The following is an 18,737-nucleotide window of genomic DNA, read 5'->3' as shown; positions in this document are numbered from 1 at the left end:
TTAGCATTTTTAAACTGGATTGCTTCATCAGTTACTTACGTAATTTTCTCGCAATGACGTTGAAAATTAATCCACGCAACAAAATAACAAATAAAAAAGATGGACAGCTTACAAGTTAAAAATATATCAAAATCCTACAAAAAAAGGAATATATTAACGGATATATCTCTGAATATAAAACAAGGAGAGATAGTTGGTTTATTCGGTCCGAACGGAGCCGGTAAAACAACTTGCTTTAACATTATTATCGGTTTAATGAAACCGGACTCGGGGCAATTACTTTTAAATGATATAAATATTACCAACTTGCCTATTTATTTACGAGCAAGGCTTGGAATCGGTTATCTTCTTCAAGAATCTTCGATATTTCGGGGATTATCAGTCGAGGATAATATTAAAGCTGTAGTTGAGATATCTGAAAATGATAAAGAAGTAATTGAACAAAAAACCCATAATTTGCTAGAGAAATTTTCGATAGTTCATTTAAAGGATTTATCCGCTGCTAGCTTATCAGGCGGTGAAAGGCGTAGGCTTGAGATTGCACGTTCACTTGCAATAGAGCCTAAATTTATCATGCTTGATGAACCGCTTGCCGGTATTGACCCGCTTGCTATTTCCGATATCAAAAATCTAATTACTTATTTACGTGAATTTAATATAGGCATATTAATTACCGACCATAACGTACGTGATACTCTAGATATAGTCGACCGTGCTTATGTTATTTTTGAAGGTAAAGTATTATTAGAAGGAAGTGCTAAGGAAATAGCAAGTAGCAAGAAAGTTAAGGAAGTGTATTTGGGAGAAAGCTTTAGCTTCTAGATTCCGATGTCATCCCGTGGCTTGACCACGGTATCCAGTAGAATTGACTACTATAAATTGTTTTTATGGCGTGGTCAAGCCACGGCATGACATTGAATACGTTTTCCGAACCATGTAATAACATTCAAAACAGTTTTTTATGCAAATTAACAAAGAAATTTTTAGGGCTTATGACATACGAGGTAATAGCCTTAAGGATTTAACGGAAGAAGTAGCTTATAAAATCGGCTTTTGTTTCGCCGAGATGACTATAACGAAAGATAACGATAAAATCTGTATAGGTTTAGACGGTCGGCTCAGCTCCCCTACCCTTTGTAAAGCTTTAGAACTAGGATTAACTGATGCAGGAGCTAAAATCATAAATATTGGCATAGTTCCAACGCCGGTTTTATATTTTGCAGATAAACACTTTATGCCTGCCGGTAGTATTATGGTCACGGGATCACATAACCCTCGTGACGATAACGGTTTTAAAATGTTGCAAAACGGCAAATCTTTTTTCGGTCCTCAAATCCAGGATTTACTAGCAAAGATTAATGTCATACCGTGGCTTGACCACGGTATCCATAGTGATATTAACTGGATCCCGCGGTCAAGCCGCGGGATGACAATAACTCCTTACGACATCCAATCTAAATACCTAAAACGTATTTTAGATGGAATAAATATTAATCCAAAATTAAAAGTAGATTGGGATTGCGGTAACGGAGCAACCGGCAATATTATTGAAGAACTAAAAAAACATTTAGCTAACAAGAATATAATCATAAATAGTAAGATTGACGGGAATTTTCCAAGCCATCACCCCGACCCTACTAACCCTGCTAATTTACAAGAGCTAATTAAATTAGTTAAAGAACAAAATTGTGACCTTGGTATAGCTTTTGACGGTGACGGTGATAGAATCGGTATTATCAGCTCAAGCGGGAAGATATTATTAGGTGATCAAATTTTATGTATATTTGCTGAGGATATTTTAAAGGAAAACCCAAATGCCACTATAATAGTCGATGTAAAAGCCAGCCTGTTCATCGTTGATAAAATAAAATTATTCGGCGGAAATCCTATAATATGGCGAACAGGTCATCCTTTTATTAAAAGCAAAATGCTTGAGACAAAGGCTTTACTCGCCGGTGAAATGAGCGGGCATATATTCTTTGCCGATAAATATTTTGGCTTTGATGATGCAATTTATGCAGCTCTTAGATTTTTAGATTTACTTAGCAAATCGGATAAAACTCTAGATGAGATAATAGACGAGTTACCCAAAAGCTATAGTACACCGGAAATTAAAATATTTGTTTCTTCAGAGTTAAAACTAAAAATTATAGAAGAAATAAAGCAAAAGTTACTTGATGATAAAATAGAATTTAACGATATTGACGGTGTACGGGTAAATACTGAGCATGGTTGGTGGCTCTTGCGTAGCTCTAATACCGAATCTATTATAGTTGCAAGGGCTGAATCAGCTAATAAGGATGGTTTAGAAAAAATAATAACTATAATTAATAAATATCTTGAAAAATACGGGCTGTTACTATTAATTAATTATTAAAAAATTATTGCTTTCTAAAGTATTATTTTATATATTTTTCTTACATTAAATTAATATAAAGGAAAAATAATATGTTTAAAATCTCATATACAACAGACCTAATCGATACATCATCTGTTGATACTAAATTAGTTACAATAACGGCAACAGGTGCAAATACATTAAATATTAACATTACCAACAAGGCACCATTGGTAATAAAAAATAAAGACCTTGAGCCTACTAATGATCCTCTTATTTTTAAACTTAACAGTGATGTAACAGCATCTAACGGTCTAAATAGTTTAGTTCTTGACTACAATGACGCAGGCTTAGTCCAACTTTAGTTATGACAACAAATTTGGTACAATAATATTTAGTGGACCGGCAGATAGTAATGCTAATACTAAGACTTTAGGAAATACTATTAATACTGATGAAATCGTTTAAGGGTATTAATGTCATTCCTAGCTAAAAGCGGGAATCCAGTACTTTTTGTTGTCATACCGTGGTCAAGCCACGGTATGACACCGAATACATGAAATAGTTTAAACAAGTGACAAAGGAAGAAATATACTCAAATGATTTGAAGAATTGGAATGTAAAACGAGGAGCGAGCACGCACAGCCTATACTTAATAGGTGAGCATGCGAGTCCTCCGAAGTTTTGCAGAAACAATTCTTCAAATCATTTGAGTATATTTATATTATGCGGGCCGACTGCTAGCGGGAAGTCTTATTTAGGGCATGAATTGGCTAAAGCTTATAACGGCGAAATCATTAATATCGACTCAATGCAGGTTTATAAGGAAATTCCTATCATTACCGCCTCCCCTCCGAAAAGCTATAAAACTGAAGTTACTTACCATTTATATAATTTTCTATCAATTACAGAAGATTTCTCGGTAATAAAATATCTAAAACTTGCGACAGAAAAAATAAAAGAAATAACCGGCAGGGGGAAACTACCCATATTAATAGGAGGAACGGGCTTATATATCAATTCTCTAGTTTTTGGCTATAATAATATTCCTGATATAATGGAGGATTTACGCAAAGAAGTTAGAGAATTGCATAGTAAAATAGGCAATATAGAATTATGGAATAAATTAGAGAAGCTTGACCCGCTTACTGCTTCTAAAATAAATCAAAATGATACTCAACGTTTAATTAGAGCTTATGAAATATTCATGCAAACCGGTAAATCTATTTTTTCCTTTCAAACCTTGCCAAAAGAACAAATCTTATCTGATTTTAATTTCAAAATTATCTTCTTAAATCCTGAGCGAAAATTTTTGTATAAAACATGTGATGAGCGTTTAGATAAGATATTTAAAGAAGGGGCAATTGACGAAATTGCTTTAATAAAAAGACAATTCACCCCACAACATTATTCGAATTTAAAAGCAGTAGGGATAAAAGAAATTTTAGCTTATTTAAACGGCAATCTCACTTTAGATGAGGCTTTAAATGCAGCTCAAATACGAACCCGTCAGTATGCTAAAAGACAAGTTACTTGGTTTAAAAATCAGATACAAGATAAAACCACATTAGAATATTCTAACCAAGAAGAGTTTGCACAAATATTAAGAAATTTTACGTACTATAGCTAGGGTTAAATAAAAATGGTATGCTATTAATTTGTCATCCCGTGGCTTGATCATGGGATCCAAAACTTTTTAAGGTTTTCTGGATACCGGGAACAAGTCCCAGTATGACAGTTTTTATATCTTTTTTATCTCGCTTTAGCCATAATTAATGCGTTATCTATGTATTTCTTCTTTCTTTTTATTATTAGAAATAGAAGTAATGGAAAGTGCATTTGTCTTAGATCCTACAATATTAATCTTACTATTTAAATTTGAGACGATACCTTGTGCTTCTTTTAAAATATTTAATTTATTAATATTTTCAAACTCATTTTTAAAGTTATCTTTTAACTGTTCATTGAAGATTTCTTTTGGTAAATAAATTCCACCGATAATAGTGCCTGCCCAAGTATATTTAGATTTAGAATTTAAAGTAGAGGCAATATTACTTGCTAACTTTTCTAGATTTTTCGGCTCTAAAAAATTATTTATATTATCGGGATTCTCTTTAGAATATTCAGAAACGATAGGTTTTAGCATCTGATTAATCATGTAAAAATCTTCACCTCTATTATCACCTTTATCAAAAAGTTTTTGTGATATTTTCTCGCTTAAAATATTTGCTAATAAATTACTCTTAATATCTTGTTTATTTGCAATATTTTCATATAAAGGGTTTAATATTTGTAATGGAGAATTTACATGATTTGTAATATGTTTATATTGATTTGTTTTAGGAGTAGCTAGGTTAGTAACCATATTCATAGGTAGTGAATTTAGTTTTTCTATAATATAGTCTTTAATCGTTTGATTTTCTTCATATAATATTTTTACCTGTTGAACAAATTCTTTTTTACTAAGTAAATTTCTTTTTCCTTCAGCTTGTATTTGTAAAAATACTTTATCAATTGCCTTATCAATTAATTTTGCTTGTTGTTCTTTAATTAGTTTAGGTACTAAAGGAGGGATAGCCTTATCAAGATTGTAAGTATCAGTAAGTAGCATTAAATTATCAGGTAATTTAGCACCTGTTAAATTAGTATTTTTAAAATTACAATCTTTTAAAGAAGTTACTTTAGTTAAATCTGCATTTTTTAATGATACGCCTGAGAAGTCGATATTAGATAAATTACCTACTAATATAGCTCCCTTTAAGCTGAATTTTCCATTTTGTATTTTATTTAAATTATTTCTAAGAGTAATTTCATCTATAGTTTTATCTTTAAAATCTTGTGATGGACTAAATACGTCTTTTACTTTTTCAGTAGCATAGCTAAAACCTGCTTTTATAATATTCGGCAATTGCCCTTCAAAATAATTTGTTTTTTGAGCTAGATTATATATAGCACTAACAGCCTCACGATAATTACTTTTTTCAACCTCTTCTATAACTTTAACTAATTCATCAGGATGGTTTAACATTGATGGAAGTACATTATATAATTCTTTCTTATCAAGGTTATTTATACCTGGTATGTCCACTAAAGTTTTATCTAAAATACTTGCAAATATTTCTCTATTATTATTTAAATATTTTTTAATTTCAGGATTGTCTTTAGTTAAAGCTATTAATTCTTTTGCCATTCCCGTATAATCGCCTTTAATAAAATCTCGAAAAACCTTTTTTAATGATTCAGGTTTATCAAGTAATATAGGCATTATGCTAGTTAGCTTTGTAACATCACTCACTTCTAGACCATAATTTATAAGTTGTTGTTTTATAGTTTGGCTATTTTTTTCATCTTGTTCTAAAACTCCTGTAATTAAATTATCAAATAGACCTTCTTTACTTTGGTCTATTAATACATCTTTTAATTTAAATGAAGGATCATTAAGGGCAGAGATTATATTACCGATTAAACTCATATAATCGCCTTTATTTAAGTCTACAATAATCTCATGAGCAATTTCCGGCTTTGACATAACTTCGCCTACTATACTAAGCATTTGTTTATCAAAATTATATTCTTTTGTTATGCTTTGTACGCTAGGAGTATTTTCAATAATACCTAAAGCAATATTTGGTAAGATTGTTTTATTATTAGCAAAAAAACTTTTTAATTTATCATCACCCGCTACCATTTCTAAGGATTTCTCAAGAGATATCATTACACCTTGATTTGGAGCATTAAGAGTATCAAAAATTTCTTTTGTCTCAGGAATTTTATTTAATAAAGTAGGAATAATATCTAAAATTTTAAGATCGATTTTGTAGCTTTCAAAATGTTCTTTTAAGAAAGGTTTAGCTTGTTCTTTTGCTTCTGCTAAGAAATTTTCAATAATTATTTGTTTTTCAGGAGATAGTTTGTTAAATCTTTTTAGAGAATGAGTATTATTTATATTTTTAGCTAGTTCTTGCTTAAAATCAGGATGTTCATTAAATATTTTTATAACTAATGAATATAAATTTTTCTTTTCAGGTTTTTGTAATATATCATCAAAAGTTTTTATATAATCGCTTGGAAGTATTTCAGTTGCTCCGGTACGTATATAATTCGTAATATCTTCGCTCTTTTCATTAAAGAATTTTTTGAAGTTTTTATCGGTAACCAGCATATCCAAACTTCTAGAAGTCACTTTATTCCAGTCCGGTAGCTCTTGCTTTACTTCAACTGCAATTTCTTGAAGTTTTTTAAGTACTTTTTCATTTTTAAAACATTCTTTTAGTATTTCGAGTCCCTTTTGATCTAAAGCACTCTTATCTTGAAATTCTCTAAAGCCCGCATTTGCTAAGATTTGACCTATTTTAGGCAAATCATCTGAATGTTTTTTTAAAAATTCCCATATTGAAGATTTTTCAAGAAGTGATTTTTGAAATTCCAGATCAAGATATATCTTAGAAGAGTTAGCAAGCTTAACAAGATTATAAGTATTTACAGGATTAGTTAAAACAAATCTTGCTCCGAGTAACATCGTTCTTAAGCTTATACCTTTTGAAGACGATAAGTCCTTAATTGCACTCTTTAGTACTTTATTAGCTTTAGAAGAAGATAAAACTTTTTCTACAACTTTTTGATAGTTTTTATTTTTTATAACAGCCATAAAATTACTCGAAATTTTTAAATATTTTAAATCTATTTTAAAAAATTTTTAAAAATAAAGATTAGGTATTTTTAATTTTTTTTTGTTGTTAATATGTATACTTCGACACAATACGTTCAGCATCCGAGGACTTACAAGACATTGCTGCCAATTTTTCAAGTTCTATCTGAGTATATTATTTAGCCTCCGCTTTTGGCGTCCATCTCAGTGAATACTTCTTCCCATGAACCGGTAGTCGCTGCTTTTGAATATTCAGTTGCTCTATTTTCAAAAAAGTTCGTATGTTCGACTCCGTTTAGCATTTCATCAAGCCAAGGAAGCGGGTTATGATTTACCAAATATACATCTTTGAGTCCTAGCTGCATTAAACGACGGTCGGCAATATAACGAATATATTGTCTTACTTCATATGCCGTTAACCCCTCAATACCACCAACTTCAAAAGCAAGTTCAATAAAGGCATCCTCAAAATGCACAATAGTCGTACAAGCTTCATAGATACGTTTACGCAGCGTTTCCGTCCAAACTTCAGGGTTTTCTCTTACAAAAGTCTTAAACAGAGTAATGATTGAATTAGTATGAAGCGTTTCATCACGCACTGACCAAGCAATAATCTGACCCATACCTTTCATTTTATTAAAACGAGGAAAATTAAGCATGATCGCAAAAGAAGCAAATAGCTGTAATCCTTCAGTAAAAGCTCCAAATACTGCGAGTGTAGTTGCTATATCTTCTTTGGTATCCACTCCGAATTGCTGCATATAATCATACTTGTCTTTCATTTCCTTATATTTAAGAAATGCTGAATATTCTACTTCCGGCATACCTACCGTATCAAGTAAATGTGAATATGCTGCAATATGTACCGTTTCCATATTAGAAAATGCCGATAACATCATTAATATTTCAGTCGGTTTAAATACTCGTGAATAATGCTTCATATAGCAATTATTCACTTCAATATCTGCCTGTGTAAAAAAACGAAATATTTGCGTTAATAGATGTTTTTCCCCTGGAGTTAAGTTATATTTCCAATCTTTAACATCGTCGGCAAGCGGTACTTCTTCCGGTAACCAATGAATTTTTTGTTGAGTGTGCCAAGCTTCATATGCCCATGGATATGAAAACGGTTTATAAATTGGACTTGCATCAAGTAATGACATAATTTTTCTTTTAATTTTTCTATTTCCGTAACTGATAACCCCGTTATTCTTGATATAGTATTTATATCAATTCCCTCAAGTAATGCGTTTTTTGCTGCTTCAATTTCGCTTTCAGCTCTACCTTCGTATACTTACTTTTTTGATTTGGTGTCACATCTATGTATTGTTTCATATTCTATTCTTTTAGCTTTTCTATCTCTTCCGGAGATAATTCTGTAAGCTCAATAATATCTTCTAGCAACATTCCTTTAATTAGCATTTTTTTTGCTATTTCAATTTTCCCATCAGCTTTCCCCTCATTATATTTACTTTTTTGATTTAACTCTTCCGTTTGAGCAGTAAGCATCGCTTTAATATAATTATCATATTCTGCTTCGCTCCAGTTAAATTGTTCAATAGTTTTATAGGCTGATAATACTATTTCATCTTTTGTATGTTTCGGGGGTTCTTTGGCTCTATCGAATTTAGCCATCATATATAACCAATCATCTTCTAAGCTTTCTAACTCATCTGCTTCTTTGGTAAATTTGTCTAATTCAACAAATACGTAAGACAAGCATTTAAGTTGATGCTCACCGTTACCGACATTAATAGTTTGATGATAGCTAATACATTCTTTTTCCTCGGGTAATGCCTGAAATCCAGAAGTAATTACTACCATTACTACAGGAGCTAGATCAGCATATTCTTTTCCTCTTTTTAATTGCGAAGAAAATGCTATACAACCGTAAAATTGTACTCTTGCTAAAAAGGCATCGGCATAGCCGTTTTGCATCTCAACAATATAAATATTGCCGGAGTTATCTCTAACTTTTACGTCTACTATACTCCTTTTATTCTGCCCTAAATCCGGTACTTGTTCGTTTGAAATATATTCAAGGTCGATAATCCTTAACTCTTCAGGTAACCTCATAATATTATTGAGAAAGCTTAGTAACCTTGTTTTATCCGTAAACAATTTTTTAAATGCTACATCATTTGTTGGGTCTAAATATCTTTGCATAGTTATATTATACTTACTGACAAGCTAAGCATTCTTCGTAGTTACCGGCTTCTACTAACTTATCGTTTTGTTTCTCTAAGTCTTTAAAATCTGCTTTTAGTACATCATGCGACACTTTATCGGCTCGTTGTATTGACGTGGATCTACAGTAATATAAACTTTTTACTCCTTTTTTCCAGGCTTTAAAATGAATATTATTTAAATATTTCTTACTAATGTTACCCGGTAAAAAGATGTTTAAAGATTGTGCTTGCGTAATGTAAGGAGTACGATCGCTTGCCAGTTCAATTAGCCAATTCTGATCAATTTCGTAAGCGGTTTTGAAAACCTGTTTTTCTTCTTCGGATAAAAATGTTAAATGTTGCACTGATCCTTCATGTGTTGCAATCGAAGACCAGACTTGATCATTATTAAATCCTTTCTCTTCTAATAACTTTTCTAAATGTTTGTTACGCACGTTAAAAGAACCGGTTAAAGTCTTTTGTACAAAGCTATTAGCGGCAAACGGCTCTATTCCGGGTGAGGCATTACCTGCTATTACCGAAATTGAGGCGGTAGGTGCTATTGCGGTTTTATTGCTAAATCGTTCATTACTTCCTGCATCTAGAGCATCAGGACATACTCCTTTTTCTTTACCGATTTCTATTGAGGCTTTACCGGCTTCAGCAGATATATATTCAAATATTTTTTTATTCCAAACTTTGGCCATAACCGATTCTACCGGTACTTTTTTCACTTGCAAAAATGAGTGGAAGCCCATTACGCCAAGCCCAACGCTTCGCTCACGCAAAGCCGAATATTTAGCTCTTGCCATAGTATCTGGTGCTTTATTAATAAAGTCTTCTAAAACATTATCAAGGAATAACATAATAGAATGGATAAATTCTTTATCATCTTTCCACTCTTCATAATACTCTAAATTTAAAGAGGAAAGGCAGCAAACAGCAGTTCTTGACTTTCCTAAATGATCAATTCCCGTCGGTAATGTAATTTCGCTACAAAGATTGGACATTTTAACTTGAAGCCCTAATTTTTTATGATGCTCAGGTATGGATTTATTAACACTATCGATAAATAACAAGTAAGGCTCACCTGTTTCTATTCTAGTAGTTAATAATTTAACCCATAAATCTCTTGCTCTAACTTTATTTACGACTTTTTTGGTAGCAGGACTAATAAGGTCAAAATCCTTATTGTTTTCAACGGCTTTCATAAATTCATCGGTTATAGCTATACCGTGATGAATATTAAGAGCTTTACGGTTAACATCCCCACCTGTCGGACGTCTTATATCGATAAATTCTTCAATTTCAGGGTGATTAATAGGCAAATATACAGCCGATGAACCTCGTCTAATAGAACCTTGCGAAATAGCAAGAGTCATAGAATCCATTACTTTAATAAACGGTATAATACCGGATGAATGACCTTTATCACGAATCCCTTCATTAATAGAACGAACATTACCCCAATAACTTCCAATCCCGCCGCCGCGTGCAGCAAGCCAAACATTTTCCGTCCATAAATTTACTATATCGTCTAAGCTATCATCGGTCTCATTCAAGAAGCATGAAATAGGAAGCCCCCTATCCGTTCCGCCGTTACTTAAGATTGGTGTTGCCGGCATAAACCACATTTTACTCATATATTCATATAACTTCTGAGCATGCTGTTTATTTTCGGCATAATAACTAGAAACTCTTGCAAATAAATCTTGAAAATCCTCACCTTTCATAAGATATCGATCTCGCAGAATAGCTTTACCGAAAGGAGTAAGTAAATTGTTATGGTTGTTGTTTATAGTTATTTGAAATTTGTTTTTTTTAAGCGTGTTCATTATAGGTACTAATGGGGTTGTAGGCGTTATTTATAATGCTTATTTTGAAAAAATGACACCATATTCAGTGTATAGAATCTTCACCTAAGTAGACACGAGAATAATAATTTATTCAATATAAATATTTATTTTTTTTTTAGATTTTTGACTTGACACAAATCACCATTGATTACTATATAGAATAGTTTTTACAAATGTTATGCTTTCTTAAGGCACAAGCAGTCTTAATCCTGTGGAAGTAAGGCATCGTTGCGTGGTTCCAAGTTATATTTCTGCGTAGGCATAAGTTTAAGGATCGATTCCATCTCTGTCATCCCGTGATCAAGTCACAGCGTAACAGAAAGAAAACCGATCCATGCAACAAGACCTTATCTATGCGGGAATAACGTTAAAGGCATTCTCCATCATTCGTATTAAGACCTATCGGTGTAACCTCATCCTTATATTCAACAATAAACGACGAAACAAATTTACGTGGTGTGTCGGCTACTATCCAATCAACTTCTACAACATAATATCCTGGATCTCTGTCTGGAAAAGTCACTTCAATCGTTTTAGAAGGAGCTAATGTATGATCCCAGTAAGGGAATTTATCAGAAAGTTCACTATAAATTTCTTCTAAATCGTCGTGTTTCAGTCTATTTTCAAAGGTAAACTCATATTTAATATAAATTTATGATATTTTTCCCACAGAATTATTAGCTTGTTATAAATAGAAATATAATTGACTATTATAGTATAATAATACTTTTATTTTTTCAGAGTATAAAAATGGCTACTAAAATAGCAATAAGTCAATTTAAGTCTCATTGTCTTGAAATAATAGAAAAATTACAAACAGATAAGGAATCTATTATAATTACCAAAAGAGATAGGGAAGTAGCACAAATATTACCTATAAATACTAAAAAGATCTCAATATTTGGTATGCTAAAAAACAAAGCCGAGATAAAAGCGGATATATTAGAACCAATAGAAGAAATAATGGAATGCAGAACTAATAATGGTTTAGTACTAGATACCCATGTTTTATTGTGGTCACTATTACAACCTGAAGAATTATCAGAACAAATAAAACACAAAATCAATTTAGCTCAAGAAAATTCGCAATTATTCCTAAGTTCTATCTCATTATAGGAAATAGCTATGCTTAACTTTAAAAAGCGTATTAATATTTACGAACCTATAAAGGACTTTCTAAACTCTATAACAAATATCAACGGATTATCTATTAAAGATATTTCTCTGGAGATTGCTGCTGAAAGCATTTCTCTTATGGATGATTTTCATGGTGCCCTAGCTGATAGAATTATTGTAGCAACAATAAAATGTCTTGGAGCTACCCTACTTACTAGAGATCAAAAAATTCTTAACTGGGCTAAGTTAGGACATATTAAATCAATATCTATCTAGGTTCTGTACGCTTTTGATTAATGATTATAATTATGAGATATTTTTAAGCGAAAATTAATAAGATTTTTGTAGTAATAGTTGTTCCTATTTCAAAAAAATCTTATAATTTGCAGCTAAAAAGAGTCATAATTATGATTATAATATTAAAAGTGTGCAGAACCTCAGCACAATAACAATTGATTATTTCCTCAATATCCAATAAAATCCTTTTTAAAATTTAAATATAAAAAGTAATGTATAATACTGATGTTGTAATAATAGGTGCCGGTCCGGTTGGATTATTTGCAGTTTTTCAAGCAGGAATGCTTGGCATAAAATGTCATGTTATTGATGCACAAGAAGTTATTGGCGGTCAGTGTATTACCCTATATCCTGAAAAGCCTATTTACGATATACCGGCATATCCTAAAATTGCAGCAGAAGAGCTAATAAAACAATTAGAGCTTCAAGCAGCTCCTTTTAAGCCTGTATATCACTTAAATCAGCAAGCTATAGAACTAAATAAACAAGATGATTTTTTTGAAATTAAAACCTCAAAAAACACTCTTATTAAAAGCAAAGTTATTATTATTGCAGCAGGAGCAGGTTCATTCGGACCGAATAAACCGCCTCTTGCAAATATTGAAGATTTTGAAAGCAAGTCGGTTTTTTATTTCATCAATGATAAAAGCAAATTTGCGGGTAAAAATATAGTTATAGCAGGCGGCGGGGATTCGGCTGTTGACTGGGCTATTTCTCTTTCGGAGATTACAAATAAAATATATTTAGTACATAGGCGGGATAAATTTACGGCTGCCCCTGAAAGCGTAAGGCAATTAAGGCATATTGCAGAAACCGGTAAAATCGAGTTAGTAACCGGTTATCAATTAAATGCTTTAGATGGTAATAATAGTAAACTTCAATCGGTTATAGTTAAGGATCTACAAAATAATACTCGCAAATTGGATGCCAATATATTACTACCTTTTTTTGGTTTAAAACAAGATCTGGGTAGCTTAGCAAATTGGGGTTTAAATGTTAAGCTTCACCATATTGAAGTAGATAATTCCTATTATCAAACTAATATAAAAGGTATTTACGCTATTGGTGATATTGCTCATTATGCCGGTAAACTTAAACTGATTCTTACCGGTTTTGCCGAAGCAGCAAGTAGCCTCCATCATGCTTATAGTAGAGTATTTGACGGCAAGGCTCTACATTTTGAGTATTCTACCACAAAATATACTCGATGAACTTTAAAAATTGGCTACGTCGTTCTACAAGTTCTGCGGTGCTCACGTATTATTGCTCCGCTCCTCGCCTTGTGAACTCCTTGCTCTTTTTAAAGTTGATCTTCGTATATCAATACTTCATTTATCAAGGGTATATAGTGAATAATATAATTGACGGTAAAGCGTTAGCAAATGAGATACTAGCAGACTTAAAGCTAGAAATTCAAGAACTTAAAAGCCAAACCAACGCTTCACCGAAACTTGCTATAGTATTAGTAGGCGATAATCCGGCAAGCATTATTTATGTAAAAAATAAAATAAAAAATGCACATAAAATAGGAATCGATACTTTATTAGTAAATCTATCTACTACTATTTATACAGATGATTTAATATCGAAAATCAACGAGTTAAACCTTGATAACGAGATTTCGGGAATTATAGTTCAGCTTCCTTTGCCAAGCTCCATAGATAAAAATAAAATTTTATCGGCAGTATCACCTTCTAAAGATATCGATGGTTTCCACCCTTTAAATGTCGGTTACTTACATAGCGGGATTAGTCAAGGCTTTATCCCCTGCACTGCCCTTGGTTGTCTTGCAGTTATAAAAAAATACGAACCTAATTTAACCGGTAAAAACGCTGTAATTATCGGACGCTCAAATATAGTAGGAAAACCTTTAAGTGCTTTACTGTTAAAAGAAAATTGCAGTGTTATTATTTGCCATTCCAAATCACGAAACTTAAGCTCTATTACTTCTAAAGCCGATATTGTCGTTGCCGCAATAGGTTTGCCTTTAAAATTAACTGCAGAATATTTTAATCCTGAATCTATAGTAATTGATGTAGGCATTAATAGAATTAGCGGCAATAAAATTATCGGTGATGTTGATTTTGAAAATGTTAAATCTAACGTAAAATATATTACTCCCGTCCCAGGCGGCATCGGACCGATGACTATTGCGTTTTTACTTAAAAATACGGTTAAGGCATTTAAGGATTCTTATAATACATAATGTCATTCCCGTGTAGAATAGGCCTTGTTGCATGGATACCGAGTTATCATTGCGAGAAGCCGTAGGCTGCGTGGCAATCTCATGAAATAATAACAAACTCCTGAGATTGCTTCATCAATTGCTATGCAATTTCCTCGCAATGACGGATAAACCGATCCATGCAACAAAGCCCCTAGAATAACATTAAGATTATTCTAATTCCCTATTATAAATACTCGCAAGTTCTACATAATTTCTTACGTTATCTTGCATATATTCTAAATCTTGATCGGTTAAATATCTAACAAATTTTGCAGGGGATCCCATCCATAATTCTTTAGATTTAATTATCTTCTTTGGCAGATAAGACTTCCTGCAGCAATAAAAGCATATTCTTCTATTACTGCATAATCCATTATCGTAGTACTCATACCGATAAAAACATTATTATGTATTGTGCAGGCATGAATAAGAGAGAGATAACCGATAGTTATATTATCGCCTATTTCTACCGGTCCGTTAAATCTTGAAGTATGAATTACACTATCGTCTTGCACGTTAGTATTATTTCCTATTTTTATCGATTCAACGTCGCCTCTAAGAACCGTATTAAACCAAATGCTTGAATTACTACCTATTTCAACATCTCCTATTAAAGAGCTGCTTTCGACAATATATGCACTTTTATCGATTCTTGGCGTAACTCCTTTATAAGGGATAATAAGCATTAATTATAATCTACCCAAGAAATATTACCGTCTTTACGATAATAAACTATATTGATACGATCATTATTGATATTTTTAAATACTACCGCAGGTAAATCTTCTAAATCCATTTTCATTACCGCTTCTTTTACTGATAATTTTAATATTTCTACAGGCTTTTCAGCGATAATTGCCGGATTATCATTATTTTCGGAGTTAGAGGTTTCACTATCAGATTGCGGATTAATAATATATTTGGTACCTTCGTAAGCAATTTCTGATATTTTTACTTTACCCGCATGATGATTTTTGAATTTTGATTTATATTTTCTAAGCTGTTTTTCTAGTTTTGACATAGCTTTATCAAAAGCTACATATATATCGCTACAACTATCATTACTTTTGACTATATTATGTTTACCTGAACCATATTTTACTATAATATCACATTTAAAGTTAATTCCCTCTTTTGAAAAATGTATATCTATATTTATTATATCGGTAAAATATTTTTTAACGACTTGCGTAGCCCTCTCTTTTGAATATTCTTGTAAGCTATTACCGATCGAAATATGTTGAGCTGAAACTGAAATAATCATAAATAACCTTTATAATCTGAAATAATTAATATATAGGCGTTACTAAGTAACACCTATACAATTAATTTATATTTAGAGTAATTTCAAGTTTTATTACAAATTAATTTATTTAAACTTTAGCCGTAGAGTTTGGGACGCTTATCTTTAATTTTGTTGTGATTTAATTAGTTTTTTAGCAGTCTTCCTTACATAATTAGGCTCAATACCGATTTCTAAGCAGGTAGCATTAAAATTTTCATTATTTTCAAAAAGCCACTTTTTAGCATTATATTCTGCTTTTGTTGACTCTTTCTTGGTAGAAGTATTAGTTGCATCTATTATTGCCTGCATAATAATAGCACTTCTAAGAGCAATATCGGGTATAGGATTATAAAGTTTTAATACGCTCAAAAGGAGTAGTTAATTTAATGACATATGGTTTAGTCATATAAAACCTCTAATAATTATTAATAAAGTAAGGTTTTGTTAATATAGATGTAACCAATAGGTTTTTCTTTTTTAACAAAGTCCTTAACAAATATAATAATTTTCAAGGCTTCAACTAATAGTGACTAATTTAGATTAATAGAAATATCTATTGATTATAATATTAGGAATAAGCTATAAAATCTAAACGTTAGGTTCTGTATATTTTTTGATAAAATAAGATATTTTACTCTTGCAGAAATAGAAGAATTGTTATATATATTGTTATCTCTTATGTATAAGGGGGATGTAGCTCAGTTGGTTAGAGCGTCTGCCTGTCACGCAGAAGGTCGCGGGTTCGAGTCCCGTCATTCTCGCCAAGCCCTTTCAGGGTTTCGGGGTTTCACTTCGTTTTCTAAAAAATCCATATGCTCCTTTTATGTTCCAAAATGTCTAATTTTTATATTAAACTCTTTTAAATACCGTTTAAATATTATAAAAAAACTAACTTATATATAATCATTAAAGCAACTTCAACTCATTTATTCACACTTTTAGTTAAATTTCTATTGCATTCTTAAAACTCCTTATTATGATTCTGGCTATAGCTCATTTTTAACAAAATATTAAAATTTATATGATTTAATAAGGATATAAATATGAAAGAACTAATAGAATTTCTAGAAAAAAGAGGGGGCCGGCAAGCAGATAGTTTAAGAAAAGGTGATACAACGCTTTATCTTGGGAGTAACCAAATAGGCGATAGTGAAGAAAGGGATTAGCCTTAATGCTAAAAGATAATTCTACTCTCACATCGCTTGATCTTTCTGCTAACAACATAGGCGATGCTGGAGCAAGGGAAATCGCTGAAGCACTTAAAGCTAATAACTCTTTAATATGGCTTAATCTTGATAACAACAACATAGATAAGGCAACGTTGGACACGATTAACGGATATCTGCAAAGAAATAAAACTATAGCCGAGAAAAAAGCAGAAAGCTTAAATGCAGAGGGTAATAATTTATGCAGTCAAGAAAAGTATAATGAAGCTGTAGAAAAATATAAAGCAGCAATAAAGATCAAGAAAGAACTGGATGGCTATAGCTATAAAAAAGAAAATTTATATGAAGAAAATAAAGCAAAAACAGAAAAGAAATATGCAGAACAACAGCAGCAAGAACTAGAAAAACAACGAATAGAAGAAGAAAAGAAACGATCGGAAGAAGAAAAAAGAAAACTATTAGCAGAAGAAGAAGCGAAGAAACAGGCAGAGGAAGAACAACAGCAGAGCCTAAAACTTGATGAGCTAAAATATAATCAACTAATTTTAGCAATAAAAGAAAGTAAGGAAGAAGAAGCAGAAAGTTTAGTTAAAGAGCTAAATTGTGATATGCTTAGCAAAATTGATGCTAACGGCAATACGGCTTTAACTTTAGCCGCTTATAAAGATTTAGAAAAAGTCTGTGAATTACTTAATATCTAAAACGAATAATTAGGCTATTAGTATTATCAATAATAATGGCGAAACAGTATTAACTTATGCATGGCGAAACAGTATTAACTTATGCTGCTAGTAAAGGCTTAAGTAAAGTATGTATGCAACTAATCCCTCAAATGAGCGATCCAGCTATTAATACTATTACCAAAACACGGCACTACAGCCTTAACTTGTGCTGCATGGAAAGGCTTAGGTGAGGTATGCGTGCAACTAATTTCAAGAATGCCGGATCAAACTATTAATCATATAACTAATGGCGGCGAAACAGCATTAAGCATAGCTACAAAAATATTATAAGCAAAAATAAAATTACTAAAGGTCAGCTAATAGATTTGGAAGATGAAATTGAAGAAGCGGTACAACAGCAATATATAGCAGATAAACATTTAAGTATAGATAAAGTAGTAGCAGAGTTAAATACTAAATTACAGAAAGATAATACTATTACCATAAGCGATAAAGATGAAATACAAAACACTATAAACATAATAATAGAAAAAGTACCGACATTAACAAATGCATCCGATAGAGAGAAAATAATAAGTAGTATGAAATGGCTTACAGTAGGAAAGATTACAAAAGGCAAGCTTATAGATTTAGAAGAAGAAGTTAAGGAGCGTATAGTACAACAAATGAATAAACCAGCAAATAAAATAGTAACATTTGTAGTAAAAGAGATAATTTATGACAAACCGCTTTTGAATCATCCGAAATTGCTGAAAGTTGCCGTAGATAGTAAGCTAAGCCCTGATTTAATCCACGAAGCAATTATAAATAACGATGAGGAGCTTATTTTAGCCGGACTAATGAGCATGGGGTATGATGTAAACCAATTAATTAAGTAAGGACAAGGGCAATTTCCCTACCCTCCTGCCTATGGCTTAAGGTATAGCGAGACTTAACAAAAGTCTTGATTAAGT

At 31.8% G+C, this 18,737-nt stretch carries 17 protein-coding genes, 1 tRNA gene and 5 pseudogenes; 13 read left to right on the top strand and 10 right to left on the bottom strand.

The annotated features are described in order from the left end of the window. Positions 1–99 precede the first annotated feature (99 nt). Complete coding sequence (gene lptB, locus MB29_RS00475; RefSeq protein WP_032138616.1) at positions 100–822, top strand: LPS export ABC transporter ATP-binding protein; 723 nt, start codon at positions 100–102, stop codon at positions 820–822. Here the strand turns inward: lptB and MB29_RS14420 are convergent. Then, complete coding sequence (locus tag MB29_RS14420) at positions 812–946, bottom strand: hypothetical protein (protein WP_267881705.1); 135 nt, start codon at positions 944–946, stop codon at positions 812–814. The two genes, lptB and MB29_RS14420, sit on opposite strands and share 11 nt — an antisense overlap. 15 nt (positions 947–961) lie before the next feature. Between MB29_RS14420 and MB29_RS13950 the strand changes: the two are divergent. The 3 genes and pseudogenes from MB29_RS13950 to MB29_RS07850 all read left to right on the top strand — a co-directional run. Then, a pseudogene (locus MB29_RS13950) lies at positions 962–1,357 on the top strand (phosphomannomutase/phosphoglucomutase); the annotation flags it as partial. Between the two features lie 87 nt (positions 1,358–1,444). Next, positions 1,445–2,377 (top strand): annotated as a pseudogene (locus MB29_RS00470) (phosphomannomutase/phosphoglucomutase); the annotation flags it as partial. A gap of 71 nt (positions 2,378–2,448) precedes the next feature. After that, positions 2,449–2,703 carry a hypothetical protein gene (locus MB29_RS07850; protein ID WP_233418807.1) on the top strand — a complete coding sequence of 85 codons (255 nt, stop codon included), beginning with the start codon at positions 2,449–2,451 and terminating at the stop codon, positions 2,701–2,703. 80 nt (positions 2,704–2,783) lie between these two features. Here the strand turns inward: MB29_RS07850 and MB29_RS13305 are convergent, their stop codons facing one another. After that, a complete protein-coding gene (locus MB29_RS13305) occupies positions 2,784–2,912 on the bottom strand; it encodes a hypothetical protein (RefSeq protein ID WP_267881704.1) in 129 nt (42 codons plus the stop codon). Here MB29_RS13305 and miaA point away from each other — a divergent pair, their 5' ends adjacent. Then, positions 2,913–3,968, top strand: a complete 1,056-nt coding sequence (miaA, locus tag MB29_RS00460) for a tRNA (adenosine(37)-N6)-dimethylallyltransferase MiaA (RefSeq protein WP_032138614.1) — start codon at positions 2,913–2,915, stop codon at positions 3,966–3,968. 150 nt (positions 3,969–4,118) lie between these two features. On the opposite strand, the gene MB29_RS00455 is transcribed toward miaA, so the two are convergent. From MB29_RS00455 to MB29_RS12215, 5 genes are all read right to left on the bottom strand, one after another. Next, complete coding sequence (locus MB29_RS00455) at positions 4,119–6,986, bottom strand: pentapeptide repeat-containing protein (protein WP_032138613.1); 2,868 nt, start codon at positions 6,984–6,986, stop codon at positions 4,119–4,121. A 179-nt stretch (positions 6,987–7,165) separates the two neighbouring features. After that, a complete protein-coding gene (locus tag MB29_RS00450) occupies positions 7,166–8,149 on the bottom strand; it encodes a ribonucleotide-diphosphate reductase subunit beta (protein WP_032138612.1) in 984 nt (327 codons plus the stop codon). Positions 8,150–8,324: 175 nt separating this feature from the next. Continuing rightward, positions 8,325–9,152 (bottom strand): Rpn family recombination-promoting nuclease/putative transposase, encoded by an 828-nt coding sequence (locus MB29_RS00445; RefSeq protein WP_032138611.1) that lies wholly within the window; start codon positions 9,150–9,152, stop codon positions 8,325–8,327. A 13-nt stretch (positions 9,153–9,165) separates the two neighbouring features. Continuing rightward, on the bottom strand, positions 9,166–10,989 hold the full coding sequence (locus MB29_RS00440) for a ribonucleoside-diphosphate reductase subunit alpha (RefSeq protein WP_032138610.1): 1,824 nt from the start codon (positions 10,987–10,989) through the stop codon (positions 9,166–9,168). 388 nt (positions 10,990–11,377) lie between these two features. After that, a complete protein-coding gene (locus MB29_RS12215) occupies positions 11,378–11,533 on the bottom strand; it encodes a hypothetical protein (RefSeq protein ID WP_008580442.1) in 156 nt (51 codons plus the stop codon). A 227-nt stretch (positions 11,534–11,760) separates the two neighbouring features. Between MB29_RS12215 and MB29_RS00430 the strand changes: the two are divergent. From MB29_RS00430 to folD, 4 genes and pseudogenes are all read left to right on the top strand, one after another. After that, positions 11,761–12,001, top strand: a pseudogene (locus MB29_RS00430) (type II toxin-antitoxin system Phd/YefM family antitoxin). 134 nt (positions 12,002–12,135) lie between these two features. Continuing rightward, entirely contained in the window at positions 12,136–12,402 is a 267-nt protein-coding gene (locus MB29_RS12210; RefSeq protein WP_233418806.1) for a PIN domain-containing protein, read from the top strand. A 233-nt stretch (positions 12,403–12,635) separates the two neighbouring features. Next, positions 12,636–13,634 carry an NAD(P)/FAD-dependent oxidoreductase gene (locus tag MB29_RS00420; RefSeq protein ID WP_032138609.1) on the top strand — a complete coding sequence of 333 codons (999 nt, stop codon included), beginning with the start codon at positions 12,636–12,638 and terminating at the stop codon, positions 13,632–13,634. A 137-nt stretch (positions 13,635–13,771) separates the two neighbouring features. Continuing rightward, positions 13,772–14,629 (top strand): bifunctional methylenetetrahydrofolate dehydrogenase/methenyltetrahydrofolate cyclohydrolase FolD, encoded by an 858-nt coding sequence (folD, locus tag MB29_RS00415; protein ID WP_032138608.1) that lies wholly within the window; start codon positions 13,772–13,774, stop codon positions 14,627–14,629. Positions 14,630–14,818: 189 nt separating this feature from the next. On the opposite strand, the pseudogene MB29_RS07835 reads toward folD, so the two are convergent. The 3 genes and pseudogenes from MB29_RS07835 to MB29_RS12205 form a co-directional block, all read right to left on the bottom strand. Then, positions 14,819–15,336, bottom strand: a pseudogene (locus MB29_RS07835) (gamma carbonic anhydrase family protein). Beyond that, positions 15,336–15,914 (bottom strand): ribosome hibernation-promoting factor, HPF/YfiA family, encoded by a 579-nt coding sequence (gene hpf / locus MB29_RS00405; protein WP_032138607.1) that lies wholly within the window; start codon positions 15,912–15,914, stop codon positions 15,336–15,338. The pseudogene MB29_RS07835 and the gene hpf overlap by 1 nt, the downstream one beginning before the upstream one ends. Before the next feature lie 116 nt (positions 15,915–16,030). After that, positions 16,031–16,341: pseudogene (locus MB29_RS12205) on the bottom strand (hypothetical protein). Between the two features lie 281 nt (positions 16,342–16,622). On the opposite strand from MB29_RS12205, the gene MB29_RS00395 reads away from it, so the two are divergent. The 4 genes from MB29_RS00395 to MB29_RS08960 all read left to right on the top strand — a co-directional run bounded on the left by MB29_RS00395 (position 16,623) and on the right by MB29_RS08960 (position 18,662). Then, positions 16,623–16,699 (top strand) — tRNA-Asp (locus tag MB29_RS00395). Between the two features lie 279 nt (positions 16,700–16,978). Further along, positions 16,979–17,101, top strand: coding sequence for a hypothetical protein (locus MB29_RS13300; protein ID WP_267881703.1), 123 nt, complete (start codon positions 16,979–16,981; stop codon positions 17,099–17,101). 5 nt (positions 17,102–17,106) lie between these two features. Next, the gene (locus MB29_RS12200; protein WP_032138606.1) at positions 17,107–17,802 is read left to right on the top strand and encodes a hypothetical protein; all 696 of its coding nucleotides are present in this window, start codon (positions 17,107–17,109) and stop codon (positions 17,800–17,802) included. Positions 17,803–18,149: 347 nt separating this feature from the next. After that, entirely contained in the window at positions 18,150–18,662 is a 513-nt protein-coding gene (locus MB29_RS08960; RefSeq protein WP_233418805.1) for a hypothetical protein, read from the top strand. Positions 18,663–18,737: the final 75 nt, after the last annotated feature.

It is taken from the genome of Rickettsia tamurae (assembly GCF_000751075.1).
Classification (GTDB): Bacteria; Pseudomonadota; Alphaproteobacteria; order Rickettsiales; family Rickettsiaceae; genus Rickettsia; species Rickettsia tamurae.
This window is presented reverse-complemented; position numbering and strand designations above follow the sequence as displayed.